17 protein-coding genes are annotated in these 19,834 nt (G+C 72.1%); 8 read left to right on the forward strand and 9 right to left on the reverse strand.

What is annotated here, in order from left to right; translation table 11 throughout:
• Positions 1-16 precede the first annotated feature (16 nt).
• Positions 17-265 carry a type B 50S ribosomal protein L31 gene (locus GQQ92_RS03985; protein ID WP_156997890.1) on the forward strand — a complete coding sequence of 83 codons (249 nt, stop codon included), beginning with the start codon at positions 17-19 and terminating at the stop codon, positions 263-265.
• Positions 266-340: 75 nt separating this feature from the next.
• On the opposite strand, the gene GQQ92_RS03990 is transcribed toward GQQ92_RS03985, so the two are convergent.
• Entirely contained in the window at positions 341-1,039 is a 699-nt protein-coding gene (locus GQQ92_RS03990) for an exonuclease domain-containing protein (protein ID WP_156997891.1), read from the reverse strand.
• 147 nt (positions 1,040-1,186) lie between these two features.
• On the opposite strand from GQQ92_RS03990, the gene GQQ92_RS03995 reads away from it, so the two are divergent.
• Together GQQ92_RS03995 and GQQ92_RS04000 are read left to right on the forward strand one after the other, a co-directional pair.
• Positions 1,187-2,080, forward strand: a complete 894-nt coding sequence (locus GQQ92_RS03995) for an alpha/beta fold hydrolase (RefSeq protein ID WP_156997892.1) — start codon at positions 1,187-1,189, stop codon at positions 2,078-2,080.
• A complete protein-coding gene (locus tag GQQ92_RS04000) occupies positions 2,077-3,174 on the forward strand; it encodes a glycosyltransferase family 4 protein (protein ID WP_156997893.1) in 1,098 nt (365 codons plus the stop codon). Before GQQ92_RS03995 ends, GQQ92_RS04000 begins: the two co-directional genes overlap by 4 nt.
• Before the next feature lie 28 nt (positions 3,175-3,202).
• Here GQQ92_RS04000 and GQQ92_RS04005 read toward each other — a convergent pair whose 3' ends face one another.
• Positions 3,203-3,814: a histidine phosphatase family protein gene (locus GQQ92_RS04005; protein ID WP_156997894.1), complete on the reverse strand. Its 612-nt coding sequence runs from the start codon at positions 3,812-3,814 to the stop codon at positions 3,203-3,205.
• Between the two features lie 83 nt (positions 3,815-3,897).
• The gene (locus GQQ92_RS04010) at positions 3,898-4,743 is read right to left on the reverse strand and encodes a Sir2 family NAD-dependent protein deacetylase (protein ID WP_156997895.1); all 846 of its coding nucleotides are present in this window, start codon (positions 4,741-4,743) and stop codon (positions 3,898-3,900) included.
• Positions 4,744-4,828: 85 nt separating this feature from the next.
• Here GQQ92_RS04010 and GQQ92_RS04015 point away from each other — a divergent pair, with 85 nt between their 5' ends.
• Together GQQ92_RS04015 and GQQ92_RS04020 are read left to right on the forward strand one after the other, a co-directional pair.
• Positions 4,829-5,668 (forward strand): TrmH family RNA methyltransferase, encoded by an 840-nt coding sequence (locus GQQ92_RS04015; protein ID WP_156997896.1) that lies wholly within the window; start codon positions 4,829-4,831, stop codon positions 5,666-5,668.
• Positions 5,665-6,933, forward strand: coding sequence for a D-alanyl-D-alanine carboxypeptidase family protein (locus GQQ92_RS04020; RefSeq protein ID WP_156997897.1), 1,269 nt, complete (start codon positions 5,665-5,667; stop codon positions 6,931-6,933). The genes GQQ92_RS04015 and GQQ92_RS04020 overlap by 4 nt, the downstream gene beginning before the upstream one ends.
• Here GQQ92_RS04020 and GQQ92_RS04025 read toward each other — a convergent pair.
• Positions 6,915-7,700 (reverse strand): SGNH/GDSL hydrolase family protein, encoded by a 786-nt coding sequence (locus GQQ92_RS04025; RefSeq protein WP_156997898.1) that lies wholly within the window; start codon positions 7,698-7,700, stop codon positions 6,915-6,917. The two genes, GQQ92_RS04020 and GQQ92_RS04025, sit on opposite strands and share 19 nt — an antisense overlap.
• Before the next feature lie 119 nt (positions 7,701-7,819).
• Here GQQ92_RS04025 and GQQ92_RS04030 point away from each other — a divergent pair, with 119 nt between their 5' ends.
• From GQQ92_RS04030 to GQQ92_RS04040, 3 genes are all read left to right on the forward strand, one after another.
• Positions 7,820-9,616, forward strand: coding sequence for a DEAD/DEAH box helicase (locus GQQ92_RS04030; protein ID WP_156997899.1), 1,797 nt, complete (start codon positions 7,820-7,822; stop codon positions 9,614-9,616).
• Between the two features lie 68 nt (positions 9,617-9,684).
• Positions 9,685-11,052 (forward strand): MFS transporter, encoded by a 1,368-nt coding sequence (locus tag GQQ92_RS04035; RefSeq protein WP_308206781.1) that lies wholly within the window; start codon positions 9,685-9,687, stop codon positions 11,050-11,052.
• A 139-nt stretch (positions 11,053-11,191) separates the two neighbouring features.
• Entirely contained in the window at positions 11,192-11,668 is a 477-nt protein-coding gene (locus GQQ92_RS04040) for an Lrp/AsnC family transcriptional regulator (protein WP_156997901.1), read from the forward strand.
• 73 nt (positions 11,669-11,741) lie between these two features.
• On the opposite strand, the gene GQQ92_RS04045 is transcribed toward GQQ92_RS04040, so the two are convergent.
• From GQQ92_RS04045 to GQQ92_RS04065, 5 genes are all read right to left on the reverse strand, one after another.
• Positions 11,742-12,848 (reverse strand): VIT1/CCC1 transporter family protein, encoded by a 1,107-nt coding sequence (locus GQQ92_RS04045; protein ID WP_156997902.1) that lies wholly within the window; start codon positions 12,846-12,848, stop codon positions 11,742-11,744.
• 214 nt (positions 12,849-13,062) lie between these two features.
• Positions 13,063-13,953 (reverse strand): DUF3097 domain-containing protein, encoded by an 891-nt coding sequence (locus GQQ92_RS04050; RefSeq protein WP_156997903.1) that lies wholly within the window; start codon positions 13,951-13,953, stop codon positions 13,063-13,065.
• 9 nt (positions 13,954-13,962) lie between these two features.
• A complete protein-coding gene (locus GQQ92_RS04055; RefSeq protein ID WP_156997904.1) occupies positions 13,963-17,388 on the reverse strand; it encodes an error-prone DNA polymerase in 3,426 nt (1,141 codons plus the stop codon).
• A gap of 31 nt (positions 17,389-17,419) precedes the next feature.
• Positions 17,420-19,093, reverse strand: a complete 1,674-nt coding sequence (locus GQQ92_RS04060; protein ID WP_156997905.1) for a DNA polymerase Y family protein — start codon at positions 19,091-19,093, stop codon at positions 17,420-17,422.
• The gene (locus GQQ92_RS04065; RefSeq protein WP_372493423.1) at positions 19,090-19,821 is read right to left on the reverse strand and encodes a hypothetical protein; all 732 of its coding nucleotides are present in this window, start codon (positions 19,819-19,821) and stop codon (positions 19,090-19,092) included. Before GQQ92_RS04065 ends, GQQ92_RS04060 begins: the two co-directional genes overlap by 4 nt.
• Between the last annotated feature and the right edge of the window lie 13 nt (positions 19,822-19,834).

Below are 19,834 nucleotides of genomic sequence, written 5' to 3' on the forward strand. Positions count from 1 at the left end.
CAGCAAGGAAGTCACCATGAAGACCGACATCCACCCCGAGTACGCCGCCGTCGTCTTCCGCGACCTCGCCTCGGGCGCCACGTTCCTCACCCGCTCAACGGTCTCGAGCGACAAGACCATCGAGCTCGACGGCGAGACCTACCCGGTCATCGACGTCGAGATCTCGTCGGAGTCGCACCCGTTCTACACGGGCAAGCAGCGCATCATGGACTCGGCCGGCCGCGTCGAGAAGTTCAACCAGCGCTTCAAGAGCTTCGGCAAGTAACTCCAGCAGCACCTGCCAGCCGAAGGGGCGGTCGACTCGGTCGACCGCCCCTTCGTCGTGCGCGGCGACCGCGCCTCAGCGGACGGGCCAGGCGCCCGACGTCGTGAACTCGGGTTCGCCGTTGCGGCGACGCCACGACTGGTAGCTCTCGGCTTGGTCGCGGCACCAATCGATCTGGCGCGCGTGCAGTTCGCCGACCGCGACCGCGGCGAGCTGGGGATGCGCCCGGGCGATGGCCTGCGCGACCCGGCCGGCCGCGACCGCGTCGGCCCCAGCGTCGTGGGCGTCGTCGAGGCGCACGCCGTAGTGCTCGGCCGTCGCCGACAGTGTGCGCTTGCCACGGCGGTAGCGGTCGACGGCCTTGTCGATGACGAGCGGGTCGATGACGGCATCGGGGCCCGGCAGGCCTGGCAGCCCGTAGCGTTCGGCCTCGCGAGCGAGGACGGTGAGATCGTACGCGGCGTTGTACGCCACGATCGGGAGCCCGCGAGCGGCCGCGCCCGTGAGCGCGGCGATGATCTCGGCGACGGCGGTGGGGGCCGCGGCGCCTTCGGCCCTGGCGCGCTCGGTGCTGACCCCGTGGATCAGCGAGGCGGCCGTGGGGATCTCGACGCCGGGGTCGACCAGCCATTCCCGACGCTCGAGCGCCTCGCCGTCGATGCCGATCACGCCGACGTGCGCGGTGACGATGCGGCAGGTGTCGACGTCGATACCGGTGGTCTCGAGGTCGAAGACGGCGAGGGTGTCGGCCCAGCAGGCGTTCGCGGATTCCATGCTCGAAGGCTACGGTCGAGCACCGACATCGCCGGGGGAGCGCGGCGCGTGTCCGCCGGATCGGCGTGCCCGGCGACCGCTCGCCGACGGGGCATCCGCCTGTGGACGGCGTCGGACGCACCGGCCGCGCGCCGTAGAATGTCCGGGATGATCGCCTCCCCGTACGCCGAGCAACTCGCGCGAATCCCCGTCCGCGAGCACCGGCTCGACGTCCTCGGCACCGAGACCGCCTGGTGGGAGTACGGTCCGGCCGACGCCCCCGTGATCGTCCTCGTGCACGGGTTCCGGGGCGACCACCACGGGCTCGAACCCGTCGTCGCCCAACTCCCCGGGTTCCGCATCGTCTCGCCCGACCTGCCCGGCTTCGGCTCGTCGGCCACGTTCGACGGCCGCGCGCACGACCTCGATGCCTACACCGAGTGGCTCGCCGCGTTCATCCCCGCGGCGGGCGTGACCGGCGCGTACACCCTGCTCGGCCACTCGTTCGGCTCGATCGTCGCCTCCGCAGCCGTGGCGAGAGGGCTCGCACCCGAGCGGCTCATCCTCGTGAACCCGATCGGGGCGCCGGCGCTCGAGGGGCCGCGTGGCGTCATGACCCGGCTCGCGGTGCTCTACTACCGCGCGGCCGCCGCGCTGCCCGAGCGCCCCGGGTTCGCCCTCCTCCGCAACGGGGCGATCGTGCGGGTCATGAGCGTCACGATGGCCAAGACCAGGTCCAAGCCGCTGCGCCGGTGGATCCACGATCAGCACGACCGCTACTTCTCGGCGTTCGGCAGCCGCGCCTCCGTGCTCGAGGCGTTCACGACCTCGGTCAGCCACGACGTGAGCGAGGTCGCCGCCGACATCTCCGTCCCCACGCTGCTCGTCGCGGCCGAGCGCGACGACGTGACCCCGATCGAGGCCGAGCGCCGGCTGGCCACGATGTTCCCCGATGCCCGGCTCGCGGTCATCCCCGACGTCGGCCACCTGATCCACTACGAGACGCCGGGCGAGGCCGCACGCCACATCCTCGGCTTCCTCGGGTCAGAGGCCCGAGCGTGAAGATCGTCGTCGACTGCCGCTACACGCGCATCGGGCGCCACGACGGCATCAGCCGGTTCACGGCGGGCATCGTGTCCGAGCTCGCGCGGCGGCATCCGCTCACCATGCTCATCAGCGACCGCCGCCAGCTCGACATGCTCCCCGACCTGCCGTGGCAGCTCGTGAGCTCGCCGACCAGCGTGCGCGAGCCGCTCGTGGCCCTCCAGGTGCGTCGGCTGCGGCCCGACCTCGTGTTCTCGCCCATGCAGACGATGGGCTCATGGGGGCGCACGTACAAGCTGCTCCTCACCCTGCACGACCTCATCTACTACGAGAACCCGACGCCCCCGCGCGACCTGCCCGCCCCGGTGCGGCTCCTCTGGCGGCTCTACCACCTCGCCTGGTGGCCCCAGCGCCTCCTCCTGAACCGTGCCGACGCGGTGGTCACCGTCTCCGAGACCACGGCCGGCCTCATCAGCGAGCACGAGCTCACGCGCCGGCCGGTCACAGTCGTGCCGAACGCGGCCGACGAGCTCGCCGTGCCCGAGCTGCCCCGCGTGCGGCCCGACGGGCACCGTCTCGTGTACATGGGCTCCTACATGCCCTACAAGAACGTCGACACGCTCGTGCGCGCGGTCGGCGCGCTGCCCGACCACGAGCTGCACCTGCTCAGCCGAATCGGTCGAGACGAGCGCAGCCGGCTCACGCGCCTCGCACCGCAGGCGAGGCTCGTCTTCCACGATGGCGTGTCGGATGCCGAGTACGCCGAGCTGCTCGCTGGCGCGACGGCCCTTGTGCACGCGTCGAAGGCGGAGGGGTTCGGCATCCCGCTGGTCGAGGCGATGCGGCTCGGCACCCCGATCGTCGTCAACGACATCCCGATCTTCCGCGAGATCGGCGGCGACGCGGCCGTGTACTTCGACGCCGACAACCCCGAGTCCCTCGTCGCGGCGCTCTGGGCGCTCGAACGCGGCGACGAGTGGGAGCGCCGCTCCGCGGCATCCGTCGATGCCGCGGCGAAGTACACGTGGTCGGCATCGGCCGACGTGCTGCTCGAGCTCATGCGGCGCACCGCCGCACCCGGCGGGCGACGCCGTTCGCGCCGGCGGCGCTGAGCCGCGTCGGCGTCGACGCCGTGCAGGCTCAGCCGTCGGTGCCCGTCGCGACGTCGGGCCGCGTGAACACGAGCCTGCCGTCGCGGGCGAGCACCTCGTGAACGGAGCCGTTCTCGATGGCATAGCCGGGCGTCGGAAACGTCCAGTCGCTGAGATCGAGCATGAGTGCGTGGATGACACCGCCGTGGGTGACGACGATCACGTCCTCGCCCGGATGCGTCGACGCGAGTTCGAGCAGGGCGGCCCGAGCGCGCTCGACGACGGCCGATCGCGGTTCGAGGCCTTCGATGGTGGGTGCCTGAGCCTCGACGGCCGCGCGGCCACCGTGATCGAGCCCTTCGAGCACTCCATGGCTGCGCTCGGCAAGGGCCGGCACGATGTCGGGTTGGTCGAGATCGAGCGCCGCGGCGATGAGATCGGCCGTCTCGGACGCTCTCGACAGCGGGCTCGAGACGATCGCGTTCCAGGAACGCCCTGCGAGCGAGGCGGCCGTCTCGACGGCCTGTGCGCGTCCGGTGTCGTTCAACGGGATATCGGTCGCGCCCTGGATGCGACGCTGCACGTTCCAGTCGGTCTCGCCGTGACGGACGATCGCGAATCGCGTGGCCGGGAGGCCGATCGGGGGAGTGGCATCGGTCATCGCTCCACTCTGGCAGATGCGCCCGAGTTCGATGCACGCGGGGTGCGGAGGTCCGAACGACCGCCTGGACGGGCCGCGCCCGATCAGGAGGCGAGCGCCGCCGCGAACGCCGCGAGCGTCTCGCTCGCGCCGGCGTCGACCTTCACCGCGGCACGGCTGTCGCCCCGGGTGATGCCGCGGTTGACGACGACGATCGGCATGCGCCGGCGCCGCGCGAGCTCGATGAGCCGCATGCCCGAGTTCACGACGAGCGAGGACCCCGCCACGAGCAGCACGTCGGATCGGCGGACGATGGAGGCCGCCGACTCGAACACGTCGGGCGGCACGAACTCGCCGAAGAAGACGACGTCGGGCTTCAGGATGCCGCCGCACACGGTGCAGTCGGGCACGACGAGCGAGGCCGCGTCGTCGACGTCCACGTCGCCGTCGGGGTTCACCGCGAACTCGCCCTCGAGCTCGATGCGCGGATTCAGCACCGCGAGGCGATCGGCGACCGCCTGCCGAGCGAACTGCTGGCCGCAGGTCAGGCAGAGCACCCGGTCCATGCCGCCGTGCAGCTCGACCACGTGCCGGCTCCCGGCCCGGCGGTGCAGGCCGTCGACGTTCTGCGTGACGAGACCGCTCACGACGCCAGAGGCCTCGAGGAGGGCGAGCGCCCGGTGCCCGACGTTGGGCTGCGCCGCCCCGAAGGCCCGCCACCCCAGGTGGCTGCCGGCCCAGTAGCGCTTGCGCGCCGCCTCGGAGGCGAGGAAGGCCTGGAAGGTCATCGGCGTGCGCACCGGCGCCCCCTCGCCCCGGTAGTCGGGGATGCCGGAATCGGTGCTGACGCCGGCGCCCGTGAGCACCGCGACGCGTGCGCCGCGCAGCAGATCGGTCGCCTGGTCGAGCGCTGCATCGCCGCGCACGGGGACTTCGAGGTCGGATGTCACCGAGTGCTCCCTTCGAATCGTCTGATTCTAGACGCGTCGGTTTTCCGGATTGTTTCGGGACTGGCAGGCTGGTCGGAGGAGGAACATGCACATCGAACGAGTCCGCGACGCGGCATCCGATGCCGTCGCCGATTATGCGGGGCTCACGGATGTCGCGCTCCGCAGCACGCACGAACCCGCCAACGGGCTCTACATCGCCGAGTCCGCGAAGGTGATCACCCGGGCGATCCGGGCCGGACACCGCCCGCGCTCGGTGCTCATGGAGGAGAAGTGGCTGCCCGGGCTCGAGGCCGAGCTCGCGCCGTTCGACGTCCCGGTGCACCTGGCCGACGCGGCGCAGCTCGAGGCGATCACCGGCTACCGGGTGCACCGGGGCGCGTTGGCGGCCTTCGAACGCCCGGTGCTGCCAGACCCCGCCACGCTGCTCGCCGACGCCCGGCGTGTCGTCGTGCTCGAGGACATCGTCGACCACACGAACGTGGGCGCGATCTTCAGATCGGTCGCGGCGCTCGGAGCCGATGCCGTGCTCGTGAGCCCGCGCTGCGCCGACCCGCTCTACCGGCGAAGCGTCAGGGTCAGCATGGGCACGGTCTTCCAGGTGCCGTGGACCCGCCTGCCCGAATGGCCAGAGGCGACCGCGCTGCTCCACGCCGCCGGGTTCCCCATCGCGGCGCTCGCGCTCTCCGAGGACTCGATCGGGCTCCGCGAACTCGCCGACGAAGCCCCCGAACGCCTCGCGCTCGTCTTCGGCGCCGAGGGTGACGGGCTCAGTCGCACCGCGCTCGAGGCCGCCGACCGGATCGTGCGCATCCCGATGGCGCACGGCGTCGACTCGCTCAACGTCGCCGCGGCGGCCGCGGTCGTGCTCTACGCACTGCAGACCCGACCCGACGGCGAAGTCGCAGACCCGGCGGTGCGCCTGTGACCTCGACCAGACCGAGCGCGCGGGTCTACCGGCGACGCCGCATCGTCGTCTTCAGCGCCCTGGCCGTGGTCCTGGCCCTGCTGACCGGTGCCGGCGTCTACAGCGCGAATGCGCTCGGAGCCCCCGTTCCGAGCGCTGCACCCGAGGTCGCCGACCCGGCTCCGGTCGCCGCGGCACCCCAGCAGCTCGTGCTGCCCGGCTTCGGCGGATGGGCGATCGGCGCGGTCGGGTTCGACGGGCTGCTCGCGTCGGGCAACGAGCAGACGCCGATGGCGATGGCGAGCATCACGAAGGTCATCACCGCGCTCACGGTGCTCTCGGAGCACCCGATCCCGCCGGGCGAGGGCGGCCCAGACGTCGAGTACACCGAAGACGACGTCGACATCTACTGGGACATGGCCGCGCAGGGCGGTTCCGTCGCCCCGGTCGAGGCCGGCGCCACGCTGACGCTGAAAGAGAGCCTCGAGGCGCTCCTCATCCCGTCCGGCAACAACTACGGCATCTCCATCTCGAACTGGGCGTTCGGCTCCGAAGCGGCGCTCGTCGAGAAGGCGAACGCCTGGCTCGCCGCCAACGGGCTCGCGAACACGCACGTCGTCGACTCGAGCGGCATGTCCGACGACAACGTCGGAACTCCAGCCGACATGGTCGCGCTCGGCGAGATCGCGCTCGGCGAGCCGACCATCGCCGCCATCGTGGCATCCAAGAGCGTCGAGATCCCCGAGCTCGGAACGCTCACGAACTCGAACAAGCTGCTCGGCACCCACGGCGTCGACGGCATGAAGACCGGCACGACCGATGACGCCGCCAACCTGCTGTTCACGGCCGACTACGCCGTGGGCGCCTCCTCGGTCACCGTGGTGGGCGTGCTCCTCGGCGGCGAGACGCACGAGATCATCGACGCGGCGATCGTCGCGATGCTCGACTCCGTCGCCCCCGGCTTCCACGAGGTCGCGCCGCTCGAGGCGAACCAGGTGCTGGCCGAATACGACACGCCGTGGGGCGACACCGCACGGGCCCGCGCCTCGAGCGGCGCCACCGTGGTCGTGTGGAACGACACCCCCGTCGACGTCGAGGTGCACGCCGACGCCGTCTCGCTCGCCGACCGGGGCGACGAGGTGGGCACCGCGGTCGTGCGCGCCGGTTCGGAGGAGATCACGGTGCCGCTCGTGCTCGACGCGTCGCTCAGCGATCCCGGGGCGTGGTGGCGTCTCACGAACCCCGGCGCCCTCGACGATGCCGGGGCTCAGTCGGGCAGCGAGTAAGGACCCGCATCCGGGCGCTTGGCCTGGATGCGATCGCCAGAGGACTGGTGCCGGATGCGACGCAGCACCCAGGGCACGAGGTACTCCCGCGCCCACGAGAGGTCTTCGACCCGCGCCCGACGCCAGGTGCTGGCCGGCAGCGGTTCGGGCTTCAACGGCTCGAGGTCGTTCTCGACGTTCAGCGCCTCGAGCACCATGCGCGCGACGGTGTGGTGTCCGAGCGCGTTCAGGTGGAGGCGGTCGGGTGCCCACATGCGCTGGTCCTGGATCTCGGTGAGCGCCCACTGGTCGGCGACGATGCAGTCGTACTTCTTCGCGACGATGCGCAGGTTCTCGTTGTAGATGGCGACCTTGCCGCGGATGCCGCGGAACACGTTCGAGAAGCCGACGTCGACACCGGTGAAGATCACGATGGTCGCGTGGTCGCGGGACAACCGCTCGATCGCGTACTCGAAGCGCGCGGCGATCTCGTCGGGGTCGGTGCCCGGGCGGATGACGTCGTTGCCGCCGGCCGAGATCGTGATGAGATCGGGCCGCAGGGCGAGCGCGGGTTCGATCTGCTCGTCGATGATCTGACGGATCAGCTTGCCGCGCACCGCGAGGTTCGCATAGGCGAAGTCGTCGCTGCTCTGGCCGAGTACCTCGGCCACGCGGTCGGCCCAGCCGCGGTTGCCGCCGGGAACCGTGGGCTCGGGGTCGCCGATGCCCTCGGTGAAGGAGTCGCCGAGGGCGACGTAGCGTGACCATGGGTGCTGCTGGGTGACCATGCGCCCATTCTGCCAAAGCGCGGCCTCGGCGCTCCATCGGCGCTCCATCGGCCGGAGCGGATGCCGCGTGCGGCACGCCGGTTCGATGATGTCGGCGGCCTCGACTACCCTCGAGTTCAGTGAGCACAGCGACCCCTTCCGGCAATCAGCCGGGCACCTCGGCCGCCGAGCATCTCTCCCCGTCCTTCCCCGAGCGGGCCGCGTGGGGCACGGCGAGCAAGCTCCGCGCCTGGCAGGCCGAGGCGCTCGAGCAGTACCTCGCAGACCTGCCGCGCGACTTCCTGGCCGCGGCGACGCCCGGTGCCGGCAAGACGACGTTCGCGCTGCGCCTGGCCGCCGAGCTGCGTGCCCGCCGCATCATCGACCGCATCACCGTGGTGGCCCCCACCGACCACCTGAAACGGCAGTGGGCCGATGCCGCGGCACGCGCCGGCATCCGCCTCGATCCGGGCTTCCGCAACGCACACGGCAGCATCGCCCGCCACTTCCACGGCGTGGCGGTCACCTACGCGCAGGTCGCGATGCGGCCCGCACTGCACCGCGAGCTCACCGTCTCGGGCCGCACGCTCGTGATCCTCGACGAGGTCCACCATGGCGGCGACGCGCTCTCGTGGGGCGATGCCATCCGCGAGGCCTTCGAGCCAGCGACCAAGCGCCTCTCGCTCACCGGCACGCCGTTCCGATCCGACACCGCGCCGATCCCGTTCGTGCAGTACGAGGCCGACGCCTCCGGCGTGCGCCTCTCGCAGACCGACTACGCCTACGGGTACGGCCGCGCCCTCGCCGACGGCGTCGTGCGGCCGGTGCTCTTCATGGTCTACGCGGGGCACATGCGATGGAGGACGCGTGCCGGCGACGAGATGGAGGCCCGACTCGGCGAGGACAACACCAAGGACATCACCTCGGCGGCCTGGCGTACCGCCCTCGAGCCGAAGGGCGAGTGGATCCCGGCCGTGCTCGCCGCCGCCGATCGCCGGCTCACCGAGGTGCGCCACGGCATCCCCGATGCCGGGGGGCTCGTCATCGCGACCGATCAGTCGATGGCCCGCGAGTACGCGAAGATCCTCGAGGGCATCTGCGGCGAGAAGGTCACGGTGGTGCTCTCCGACGAGAAGGAGGCGAGTGCGCGCATCGAGGAGTTCTCGGCGGGCGCGAGCCGGTGGATGGTTGCCGTGCGCATGGTGTCCGAGGGGGTCGACGTGCCGAGGCTCGCGGTGGGCGTGTACGCCACGAGCGCGTCGACGCCGCTGTTCTTCGCGCAGGCGATCGGGCGCTTCGTGCGTGCCCGCCGCCGCGGTGAGACCGCCTCCGTGTTCCTGCCGAACGTGCCGATCCTGATGGCGCTCGGTTCCCAGATGGAGCTCGAGCGCGATCATGCCCTCGACCGACGCGACGGCGACGCGGGCGAAGACGGCCTCGACGACGGCCTGCTCGAGTCGGCCAACCGCGAGGAGCGGGCATCCGAGGAGCTCGAGTTCGGCACTTGGGAGGCCATCGCCTCCGACGCCTCGTTCGACCGGGTGCTCTACGACGGCACCGAGTTCGGCACGCTCGCCGAGCCCGGCAGCGACGAGGAGTTCGACTTCATCGGCATCCCCGGCCTCCTCGAACCCGAACAGGTCTCCGATCTGCTGCGGCACCGGCAGTCGAGGCAGGCGCGTCGGGCGGGGGAGCGGCGCAAGCAGGCCGACCCGGCCGAGAACCCCGAGCCGGTGGCCCTCTATCGCACGCTGAAAGAGCAGCGCACGCTCCTGAACAGCCTCGTCGGGCTCTGGGCGCGGCACACGGGCGAGCCCCACTCTATGGTGCACGCCGAACTGCGTCGCGTGTGCGGCGGGCCCGCCGTCGCCCAGGCCACGGTCACCCAACTCCAGTCGCGCATCGACTACCTGCGCAAGCGGCTCGGCAGCCGCTGAGCCGTCTGCGCAGGCGTGCGAGACGCCTCGGGGCACGGCCGCCGCCCGGTTGTGCCAGCATGACCCGTATGGATCGCCAAGCCCGTGTGCTCGTCGTCGCGATCATCGTCTCGTTCATCGCCTTCCTCGACGGCGCCGTCATCAACGTCGCACTGCCCTCGCTGGCGGCCGACCTCGGGGGCGGCCTGGCGCTGCAGCAGTGGGCCGTCGACGCCTATCTGCTCACCCTCGGCTCGCTGATCCTGCTCGCGGGCTCCCTCTCGGATTCGTTCGGCCGGCTCAGGATCATCCGCATCGGGCTCTACGGATTCGCCGCGACCTCGGTGCTCTGCGCCATCGCCCCCTCCGGGGTGTTCTTCGTCGTCGCCCGCGCGTTCCAGGGCGCGGCCGGCGCCCTGCTCGTGCCGAGTTCGCTCGCCCTCATCATCGCCACGTTCGCGCCGGCCGACCAGGGCCGGGCCATCGGCCGCTGGACGGCGTGGACGACGAGCGCGTTCCTCCTCGGACCGCTGTTCGGCGGGCTCCTCGTCGATCTCGCGTCGTGGCGCCTCGTCTTCTGGATCAACCTGCTGCCGATCGCGGTCGCCCTCGTGCTGATGCGTCGACTCGGACGCGACGAACCGAACCCCGCCCACGAACGCATCGACTGGCTCGGTGCCGGACTCGGCATCGTGGGCCTCGCGGGCACGGTCTTCGCGCTGATCGAGGAGAGCCGCCACGGCTGGTCCTCGCCGGTGGTGTACGTGCCGCTCCTCGTCGGCGTCCTCGCCTTGATCCTGTTCATCGTGCAGGAGCGACGGACGCCGCAGCCGATGCTGCCGCTCTCGCTCTTCCGCGCGCGGAACTTCGCGATGGGCAACCTCGCGACGGTGTTCATCTATGCGGCGTTCACGCTCGGACCGTTCGCGATGACGATCTTCCTCCAGGAGACCGGCGGCCTCAGCGCCACGATGGCGGGGCTCGCGACCCTGCCGCCCACGGTCATGCTCGTGCTGCTCGGCTCCCGGTTCGGCGATCTCTCGAGCCGTTTCGGCCCGCGGCTGTTCATGACCGCCGGGCCCATCCTCGTCGGCGTCGGCTACCTCCTCACCCTCACGGTCGACGAGGACTTCGTCTACTGGTGGCAGTTCCTGCCCGGCATCCTCGTCATCGGCCTGGGCATGGCGATGACCGTCGCCCCGCTGACCGCGGCGATCCTCGGCGCCGTCGAACCCGCTCGTGCCGGCATCGGCTCGGCGGTCAACAACGCCGTCGCCCGCATCGCGGGCCTGGTCGCCATCGCGAGCATCAGCGTCATCGCGGGCACCCAGCTCGACGTCGACGGCTATCGCAGGGCCGCCGTCTTCGTCGCGGCGGCGCTCGTCATCGGCGGAATCGTGTCGTGGTTCGGCATCCGGAACCCGCGCTGGGTCGCCGATCGCGGAACATCCGGCTGACCTGTCGCAGCGCCGCCGTCGCCGCCGCCGACGCTGCCGCGGACGGTCACGAAAGCGGTCGGCACCGGCTTCGCCTCGTATGATTCGGGATGAGCGACTCTCACGGAGTCCGGCAACCCGACTCGTTGGAGGCACCCCCATGGCCGAGAAGCCCGAACTTGACCGCGTCGACCGAGCCCTCCTGCGAGCCCTCTCCGGCAACGCACGCGCGTCCGGGGCCGCCTTGGCCACCGAGGTCGGCGTCGCCGAGTCGACCGTCTCCCTGCGGCTGCGCCGGCTTCAGGCGCTCGGCACCGTGCGCGGCTACCGGGTCGAGGTCGATCTCGCATCCCTCGGCGTCTCGCTGCAGGCGCTGATCGCCATCCGGCTCGTCAAGCACGACCGCTCCGAGATCGACGCGTTCCGCTCGCAGGTCCCGCACCTGCCGGGCGTGATCTCCGTGTACCACATGGCCGGTGCCGAGGACTACCTCCTGCACGTCGCCGCACGCGACGCCGAGGAGCTGCGCGAGTTCGTGCTCGCCCACCTCACCGGCCACCCCGCGGTCGCCCACACCGAGACGAACCTCATCTTCGAGCACGTCGACGGCGACGGCTGGGACAAGCTCGTCGGCTGAGCCGGTCGCCTCCGGCCCGTGAGCCTTCAGGCTGTCGGCCAGCGCCCAGCGCTCAGCGCTCAGCGCTCAGCGCTCAGGCGATGGTCGTCCCGAAGGCGAGGCCGAGCGCGTAGGTGACCGCCGCGGCTCCGAGGCCGATGCCGAGCTGGCGAAGCGCGCGCCTCACGGGCGACGCGCCGGAGAGCACGCCCACGGTCGCACCGGTGATGACGAGCGCGACGCTCACGAGCACGGTCGCGAGGATCGTGGCCGGAAGACCGCTCATGCCGAAGATCCACGGCAGCACCGGGATGAGCGCGCCGGAGGCGAAGAAGAGGAAGCTCGAGACCGCCGCGGACAGCCCAGTGCCGATGGCCTCGTCATCGTCCTCGACGACCGCGAGGGCGTCGGACGGGGCGGCGGCGAGCGCACCGGCGGCCTGCACCCTGGCGACCATGCGTGCCGCCTGTGCCCGTGCCTCGGCATCGTCCATGCCGCGCGCGCGATAGACCAGCGCGAGCTCGTTCGCGTCGATGTCGAGGTCGATGAGCGCCTCGCGCGCGGTCGGATCGGGGGCGGATGCCTCGAGCAGCTCGCGTTGCGACCGGACCGACACGTACTCGCCCGCACCCATCGACAGCGCACCGGCCAGCAGGCCGGCGACCCCGGTGAACAGCACCACGGATGCGGGGACGCCGGTGGCGCCGATGCCGAGCACCAGGGCCAGGTTGGAGACGAGACCGTCGTTCGCCCCGAAGACGGCGGCGCGGAACGTGCCGGCGAGGCTCCGTCGGCCGCGCGCGGCGAGACCACGCACGACCTCGCCGTGGATGCGTTCGTCGGCCGCCATCGCCGGGGTCGCATCGGGATCGGTGCTGTAGGGCGAACGGCCCTCGGCCTGCTGCGCGAGCGCGAGCACGAAGATCGACCCGAACCGTCGCGCGAACCAGCCGAGCAGGCGCGTGCGCAGGTCCGCTCGGGGGATGCCGGTCTCGTCGCCGCCCAGCAGACGCAGCCAATGCGCCTCGTGCCGCCCCTCGGCAGCGGCGAGCGCGAGCAGGATCTCGCGCTCCTCTCCGGTGCGTCGCCCGGCGAGTTCGCGGTACACGACGGCCTCGGCCCGTTCGTCGGCGAGGTAGCGGCGCCATCGCGCCCGATCTGCGGCGCTGCCCTGCGCCCCTGTGCCTGCGGTGTCGTTCATGCGGTCCACATCCTCCGGGAGGACGCCGGCGGTGCGCTCCCGCTCCATCACGTGTTCGGGCTGCTCGTGCGGCCCTGTCCACGATATCGGCGGAGCGCGCGGCATCCGCCCGATCGCCCGCGATTGGCAGCATTTCGGAGCGCCGAAGAGCCGCGCGAGGGCGCCCATGCGTCACGTGGGCGACGCCGCGTGCCCGGACGGGAGATGCCCGCGTTCAGCCCCGACCGGCCGAGGACGCCGGTGCGGTCACGAAGTCGATGAGCTCCTCGACCCGGGCGAGCAGGGCGGGCTCGAGGTCGCCGTAGCCGCGCACCTGCCCGAGGATGCGCTGCCATGCGCGGGCGATGTCGGCCTGTTCTTCGTGCGGCCAGCCGAACGCCTCGCAGATGCCGTGCTTCCACTCGGTGCCGCGGGGGACCGCCGGCCAGGCCTCGCGGCCGATGCGCGCGGGCTTCACGGCCTGCCAGACGTCGATGAACGGGTGTCCGACCACGAGCACGTGCTCGCGGTGCGGGCCGCGCATGACGGCGTCGGCGATGCGCTGCTCCTTCGAGCCGGGCACGAGGTGGTCGACGAGGATGCCGGCTCGCCGACCGGGCCCCGGCCGGAACTCGTCGAGCTGCGGTGCGAGCACGTCGACCCCCTCGAGGTACTCGACGACGACGCCCTCGACGCGGAGGTCGGCGCCCCAGACCTTCTCGACGAGCTCGGCGTCGTGGCGGCCCTCGACGAAGATCCGGCTGGGCAGGGCGACCCTGGCCTTGGCCTGTGCGGCATCGACGGCGAACGATCCGGATGCGGTGCGCAGCCGCCCAGTGGGCGCCTTCGGCTTCGGGCGCACGAGCTGCACGGCCTCCCCGTCGACGAGGAACCCGTGCCCGAGCGGGAACATCCGCGTCTTGCCGAAGCGGTCCTCGAGGGTGACGTGCTGCGAGTCGACGCCGACGACGGCGCCGCAGTAGCCGTCTGAGGCGAGCTCGACGACGAGGTCGCGTTCGGCCTCGACGGTCGGGATCACCCGCCTTCCGCGCGCTCGCCAGTCGCCGGCGAGGGCGTCCTCGCCGTAGCGGTCGGGTCCGTTCGAGAGGTGGGTCGAGGCAGGCACCGGACGAGGCTAACGGAAGTCGCGCGAGCGCAGCGGCGACGACACGGTGAGCCGTTCGAACCGGTCGGCCACGAGGTTCACGACCCCCTCGTCGGAGCGTTCGAGGATGCCGCGGATGATCATCGCCGGTGCCTCGCGCGCGACGCGGCGGTATCGCTGCCACACCCCGACCCCGGCGATCACGTTGACCGTGCCCGATTCGTCTTCGAGGTTCATGAAGGTGATGCCGCTCGCCGTCGCGGGACGCTGACGATGCGTGACCACGCCGGCGACCTCGAAGCGCCGCCCGCTCTCGGCCGCGGCGAGACGGTCGACGCGGAGCACTCCTCTGGCGTCGAGCCGTGCTCGCACATGCCGCATCGGGTGGTCGTCGGGCGAGATGCCGGTGGACCACAGGTCGTACACCACCTGCTCGGCGGGGGAGAGCATCGGGAGCAGTGGCGGCTGCACCACGACGACCGAACCCTCGAGGTACTCTTCACGGTCCTGCGCGGCCTCGCCCGAGAGCCACAGCGCCGCCCGCCGATCGAGGTCGAACCCCGCGAAGGCGTCCGCCGCGGCGAGCGCCTCGAGCTGCTCCGCGGAGAGGCCGGCCCGACGGGAGACCTCGGCCATGTCGCGATAGGGTCCGCGGGCCTCGCGTTCGGCGACGATGCGCTCGGCGACGGCCAGGCCGATCGAGGAGACGTCGGCCAGCCCCAGTCGCACGGCGAACGCGCCGTCGCGGCGGTGTTCGGCGGAGCGGTCGGGCGCCTCCCGGACGAACTCGCCCACGGGCGGCTGCACGGGCTCGGTGCACGAGTGCAGGCCGGTGGGCTCGCGGCATCCGTCGCTCGTTGCCCCGCCCGGAGCGGCGACCGGCTCGAGGCGTGCATGCACCCCCGAGCGCAGGATGTCGGGTCGAAGGGTCTGCACCCCGTGCCGACGCGCATCGGCGGTGAGGGTCTGCGGGGAGTAGAAGCCCATGGGCTGGGCGCGCAGCAGAGCGGCGAGGAACGCGGCCGGGTAGTGCAGCTTGAGCCACGAGCTCGCGTAGACGAGCAGGCCGAAGCTCAGCGCATGGCTCTCGGCGAAGCCGAAGCTCGCGAACGCCTCGATCTTCTCGTAGACGGAGTCGGCGACCTCTGGGGCGATGCCGTTCTCGGCCATGCCCGCATAGAGCTTGGTCCGCAGCCGGTCGATCTTCTCGACGCCCCGCTTGGAACCCATGGCCCGCCGCAGCAGGTCGGCGTCGGCGGCGCTGCAGTTGCCCACGGCGACCGCCATCTGCATGAGCTGCTCCTGGAACAGCGGCACCCCGAGCGTGCGTTCGAGCACGGGTTCGAGCTTCGGATGCAGGTACGTGACGGCCTCCTCGCCCGTGCGTCGGCGGATGTAGGGGTGCACCGCGCCGCCCTGCACCGGGCCGGGGCGGATCAGCGCGATCTCGACGACGAGGTCGTAGAAGCACCGTGGCTTCAGCCTGGGGAGCGTGCCCATCTGCGCACGCGACTCGACCTGGAACACCCCGATCGAGTCGGCCCGGCAGAGCATGTCGTAGACCGCGGCCTCCTCTTTGGGCAGGGTCGCGAGCTCCCAGGTCTCGCCCGTGTGCTCGCGCACGAGGTCGAACGTGTACTGCAGGGCCGCGAGCATGCCGAGTCCGAGCAGGTCGAACTTCACGAGCCCCATCCAGGCGCAGTCGTCTTTGTCCCATTGCAGCACCGTGCGCCGTTCCTTGCGGGCGTGCTCGATCGGGCACACCTCCCCGACGGGGCGGTCGGTGAGCACCATGCCGCCCGAGTGGATGCCGAGGTGCCGCGGAAACGTGAGCAGTTGCTCGGCGAGCGCGACGACCGGCTCGGGGATGTCGTGGTCATCGGTGCTCACGACGGCGCCCCACCGCTCGACCTGCCGGCTCCAGGCATCCTGTTGCCCGGTCGAGAACCCGAGCGCCTTGGCCATGTCTCGCACCGCGGCCTTCGGGCGGTAGCTGATGACGTTCGCGACCTGCGCGGCGTTCATGCGCCCGTACTTCTCGTAGACGTACTGGATGATCTCCTCGCGCCGGTCGGAGTCGAAGTCGACGTCGATGTCGGGCGCCTCGTCGCGCAGCGCCGAGAGGAAGCGCTCGAACGGCAGCCCGTAGAAGATCGAGTCGACGGCGGTGATGTCCAGCACGAAGCAGACCGCCGAGTTCGCGGCCGACCCGCGCCCCTGGCAGAGGATGCCGCGGCTGCGCGCCTCGCGCACGAGGTCGTGCACGATGAGGAAGTAGCCCGGGAAGTCCTTCAGCTCGATGACGTCGAGCTCGCGTGCGAGGCGTTCGCGCACCTCCTCCGACATGCCGGGGTAGCGTCGTTCGGCGCCGGCCCAGACGAGCTCGCGCAGCCAGCTCATCGGCGTGTGCCCCTCGGGCACCTGCTGCCTCGGCAGTCGCGGCTTGGCGCTGCGAAGGGTGAACCCGAGTTCGGCGGCGAGCGTCGCCGAACTCGCGACCGCGCCCGGGTAGCGCGCGAACCGCTCGGCCATCTCCGCTCCGGAGCGCAGGTGCAGTCCGTCGGATGCCGGCAGCCAGCCGTCGAGCTCGTCGAGGCTGCGTCTGGCGCGCACGGCGGCGAGCGCCGAGGCGAGTCGGTGCTCGCCGGGCGTGGCGTAGTGCACGGCGTTCGTGGCGAGCAGGGGGAGCCGTGCACGTTCGGCGAGGGCGGCGAGCCGGTCGTTGGCCTGCTGGTCGAGCGGATGCCCGTGGTCGAAGAGCTCCACGACGACATGGTCTCGCCCGAACAACGCGATCAGCCGGTCGAGTTCGCGCCACGCGGCATCCTCGCCGCCCTCGGCGAGCGCCCGACGAACCATTCCCTTGCGGCATCCGGTGGGGATGATCCATTCATTGCCGGAATGCTCAGCGAGTGCTTCGAGCGAATACACCGGTCGGCCCTTCTCCTCTCCGGCCAGCTGCCCCGCAGTGATCGCGCTCGCGAGCCGGTGGTAGCCCTCCTGCTGGCGGGCGAGCACGAGCAGGTGCTCGCCCTCGGGGTCGGCGACGCCCATCTGCGGTTCGGAGAGCCCGATCGAGAGCTCGGCGCCGAACACGGTCTCGAGCGCGGGAAAGCTCTCGGCCGCCTCGGCGAAGCGCACGACGCCGTAGAAGCCGTCGTGATCGGTGAGCGCGAGCCCCGTGAGGCCGAGCCGGTGCGCCTCCTCGACGAGATGCTCGGGCGAGGAGGCGCCGTCGAGGAAGCTGTACGTCGAGTGCGCGTGCAACTCGGCGTACGGGACGACCGGCCCCGTGGGCGCCTCGAGCCCTTCGGCGGGCCGGTACGGATGCCGCTTGCGGCTGAACGCCGGGCCGTCGCCGCCGTCGGCGATGAGCTTCGGAGCCCCCGGCCGTCGTCGGTCGGAGAGCTTGCGCTCGAGCTCCGACCAGGGGATGCCGGGGTTGTTCCAGCCCATCAGCCCCTCCGGTCCTTCGATGCACGCGCCATCAGTCGTACCTCGCTTCGGCCCACCAGCCCTCGGCGTCGCGGACCAGCAGCCACGCGCAGCCGTCGTCGTCGACGATCTGGAACCGGTGCACGCGCTTGGCGCGCTCGGGATCCCACCAGCGCTCGACGACCGGCCATGGGCCCGCCCAGGCGCGGACGGGGGCGGCGCCGAACCCGTCTCGGGCGCGCGACGTCGTGCTCCCGACGGATGCCGCCGGGAAGGCCCCGCCCGCCGCGACCCCGCCGCCGACCGCGAACCGCTCGGGCGGTGCCGAGATCGCACCACGTGCATCGATCGCGACGGAGACGCCACGCGCGTCGAGCAGCGTCGCCGGCACGCGTTCGCGGAAGACGCTCGCCGGTGCCAGCGCGGGGAGGCTGCCCGGCCACGGCGGGTCCCCCTGCCGGCCGCCGGCCGCTGCCGCGGTGCGGCCGGCACGCACCGGCGCGCGATCGCCCCACGGGACGAGCACCTGGCGATCGGACAGCATGCGGCCGCCGCCGACGGTCGCGGTGACGACGGCGTCGTGGCCGAGCATGCTCTGCACCCGCGTGAGGCCGTGGTGCACGCGTTCGTCGGGGCCGCCGCCCCAGAGCCCCTCCTCGTGGTCGCCCGTGGATTCGATGCGCTCGGGGATCACGCGCAGCCGCACGATCGGCGAGGCGAGCCCGGTGTCGGCGGTGCCGGCGCCCTGCAACTGCCACCGCACGCGGTCGATCACGTCGGCCGGCGTGAACCAACGGGGGTGGAGCCAGCTGCGACTCGAGTGACCGCCGCGTTCGTCGTCGATCTCGACCCGGAGCCCCGTGCACACGAGCCGCACGGCGCGCATGCGTTCGATGAACGCGTCGGCGCCCACGCGGAACGCGAAGGCGAGCTGGTCGATGCGATCGAGCGGGGGCTCGAAATGCTGCTCGACCTCGAACTCGGGCGGGGGAGTGCGGGCGAGCACGCTCGTCTGCTCGCGCCCGGACGCCCGGTCGTGCGCGAAGGCGCCCGCCGCCCCGAACCGGCGACGGACGTCGGCCTCGGGGAGCGCCGCGAGTTCGCCGAGCGTGCGCACGCCCAGCCGGTCGAGCAGCGTCGCGGTGCGCGGGTCGGTCACGAGCGACACCGGCAGCGGCACGAGGAAGGCGGCGGAGCCTCCGGGCTCGACGATGCGCACCGCCGAGGCCGCCGTTTCGTCGCCCGGGTGGGACGGCGGGATCGCCCTGGCCGCCTGCTCGGCCGCGAACGGCCCGTCGGCCACCCCGACGCGGGCGCCGACCAGTCCGAGTTCTGCGGCCGTGGCGAGCAGGGCGGATGCCGCAGCGCGTTCGCCCCCGTAGTAGCGCGCGGGTCCGCGCGCACGCATGGCGAGCGTGCCTGGACGCACGACCTGCACTCCGGGGACGATCTGCTCGATGCGCCGCACGACCGGTTCGAAGACGCGCACGTCGAGTTCGGCGTCGTAGTCGTGCACGAGCAGACCGGGCGAGCGCAGTTGCGCCTCGCGGAGCTTCAGCCCGCGCGTGACGCCCTGCCCTCGTGCAGCCTCGGAGCAGGCGAAGACCACGCCTCGGGCGATGAGCGCGATCGACGCAGCGGGATCGACGCCGAGTTCGCGGCGAACCGCGTGCACCGGCCAGTCGGGGCACCAGAGCACGATCGTGCGCCCGGCCTCGGCGGTCATCCGACCCTCCGCCGTGCTTCGCCGGCGAGCCCGATGGCGATCGGACGGGACGTGAGCGGCACCGGCGCGACCGGCACGGTCGCGAACTCCAGCGATCTGCCGGGCAACCGCAGGCGCGACCTGGCGTGGCGAACGAACTCGCCGCGACCGACCGTGTTCACGACCGCCTCGCGATCGACGAGGTGCCCGTGCCCGCGTTCGATGCCGTGCCATTCGCTGGCCTCGAGCCCGAGCCTGGCGTCGCTGCCCGGCCATGCGCCGGCGACGAGCAGCGTGGCTCCCCGCTGGCGGAGGCGCGCCTGCAACCGGCTCGCCTCGGCGGGGGAGACGCGGGTGGCGGGGCGCACGGCGACCACGGGCATGACATCGGCGAGCGCCGCCGCGACGGCGAGCCACTGCGCGCCGGGATCGGGCACGAGGGCGAGCCGTTCGAGCGCGATGCCGAACCGGGAGGCGGCCTCGACGCCGAACTCGGGGATGCCGATCACGGCGGCCCACCCGCCGGCGGCGCTCGGGCCAGCGAGCAGCGCCATGAGCAGGGTCATCGACCCCTCGACCTGCACGACCGCGCCCTCGCGCAATGTGCCGCCCGGGAGGACGCCCGCGAAGACCGGGTGGGTCGGCACGGCCTTCGTCTCGAGGCGGGTGCTCTGCATGCCGCGGATGCGCGCCTGCAGTTCGTCGACGCGCACCGCGCGGGGCGCGGGAGCGTCGAGGGGAGCGGTCATGGTCACCCCACCA

Source organism: Agromyces terreus (assembly GCF_009749465.1).
Lineage (GTDB): Bacteria > Actinomycetota > Actinomycetes > Actinomycetales > Microbacteriaceae > Agromyces > Agromyces terreus.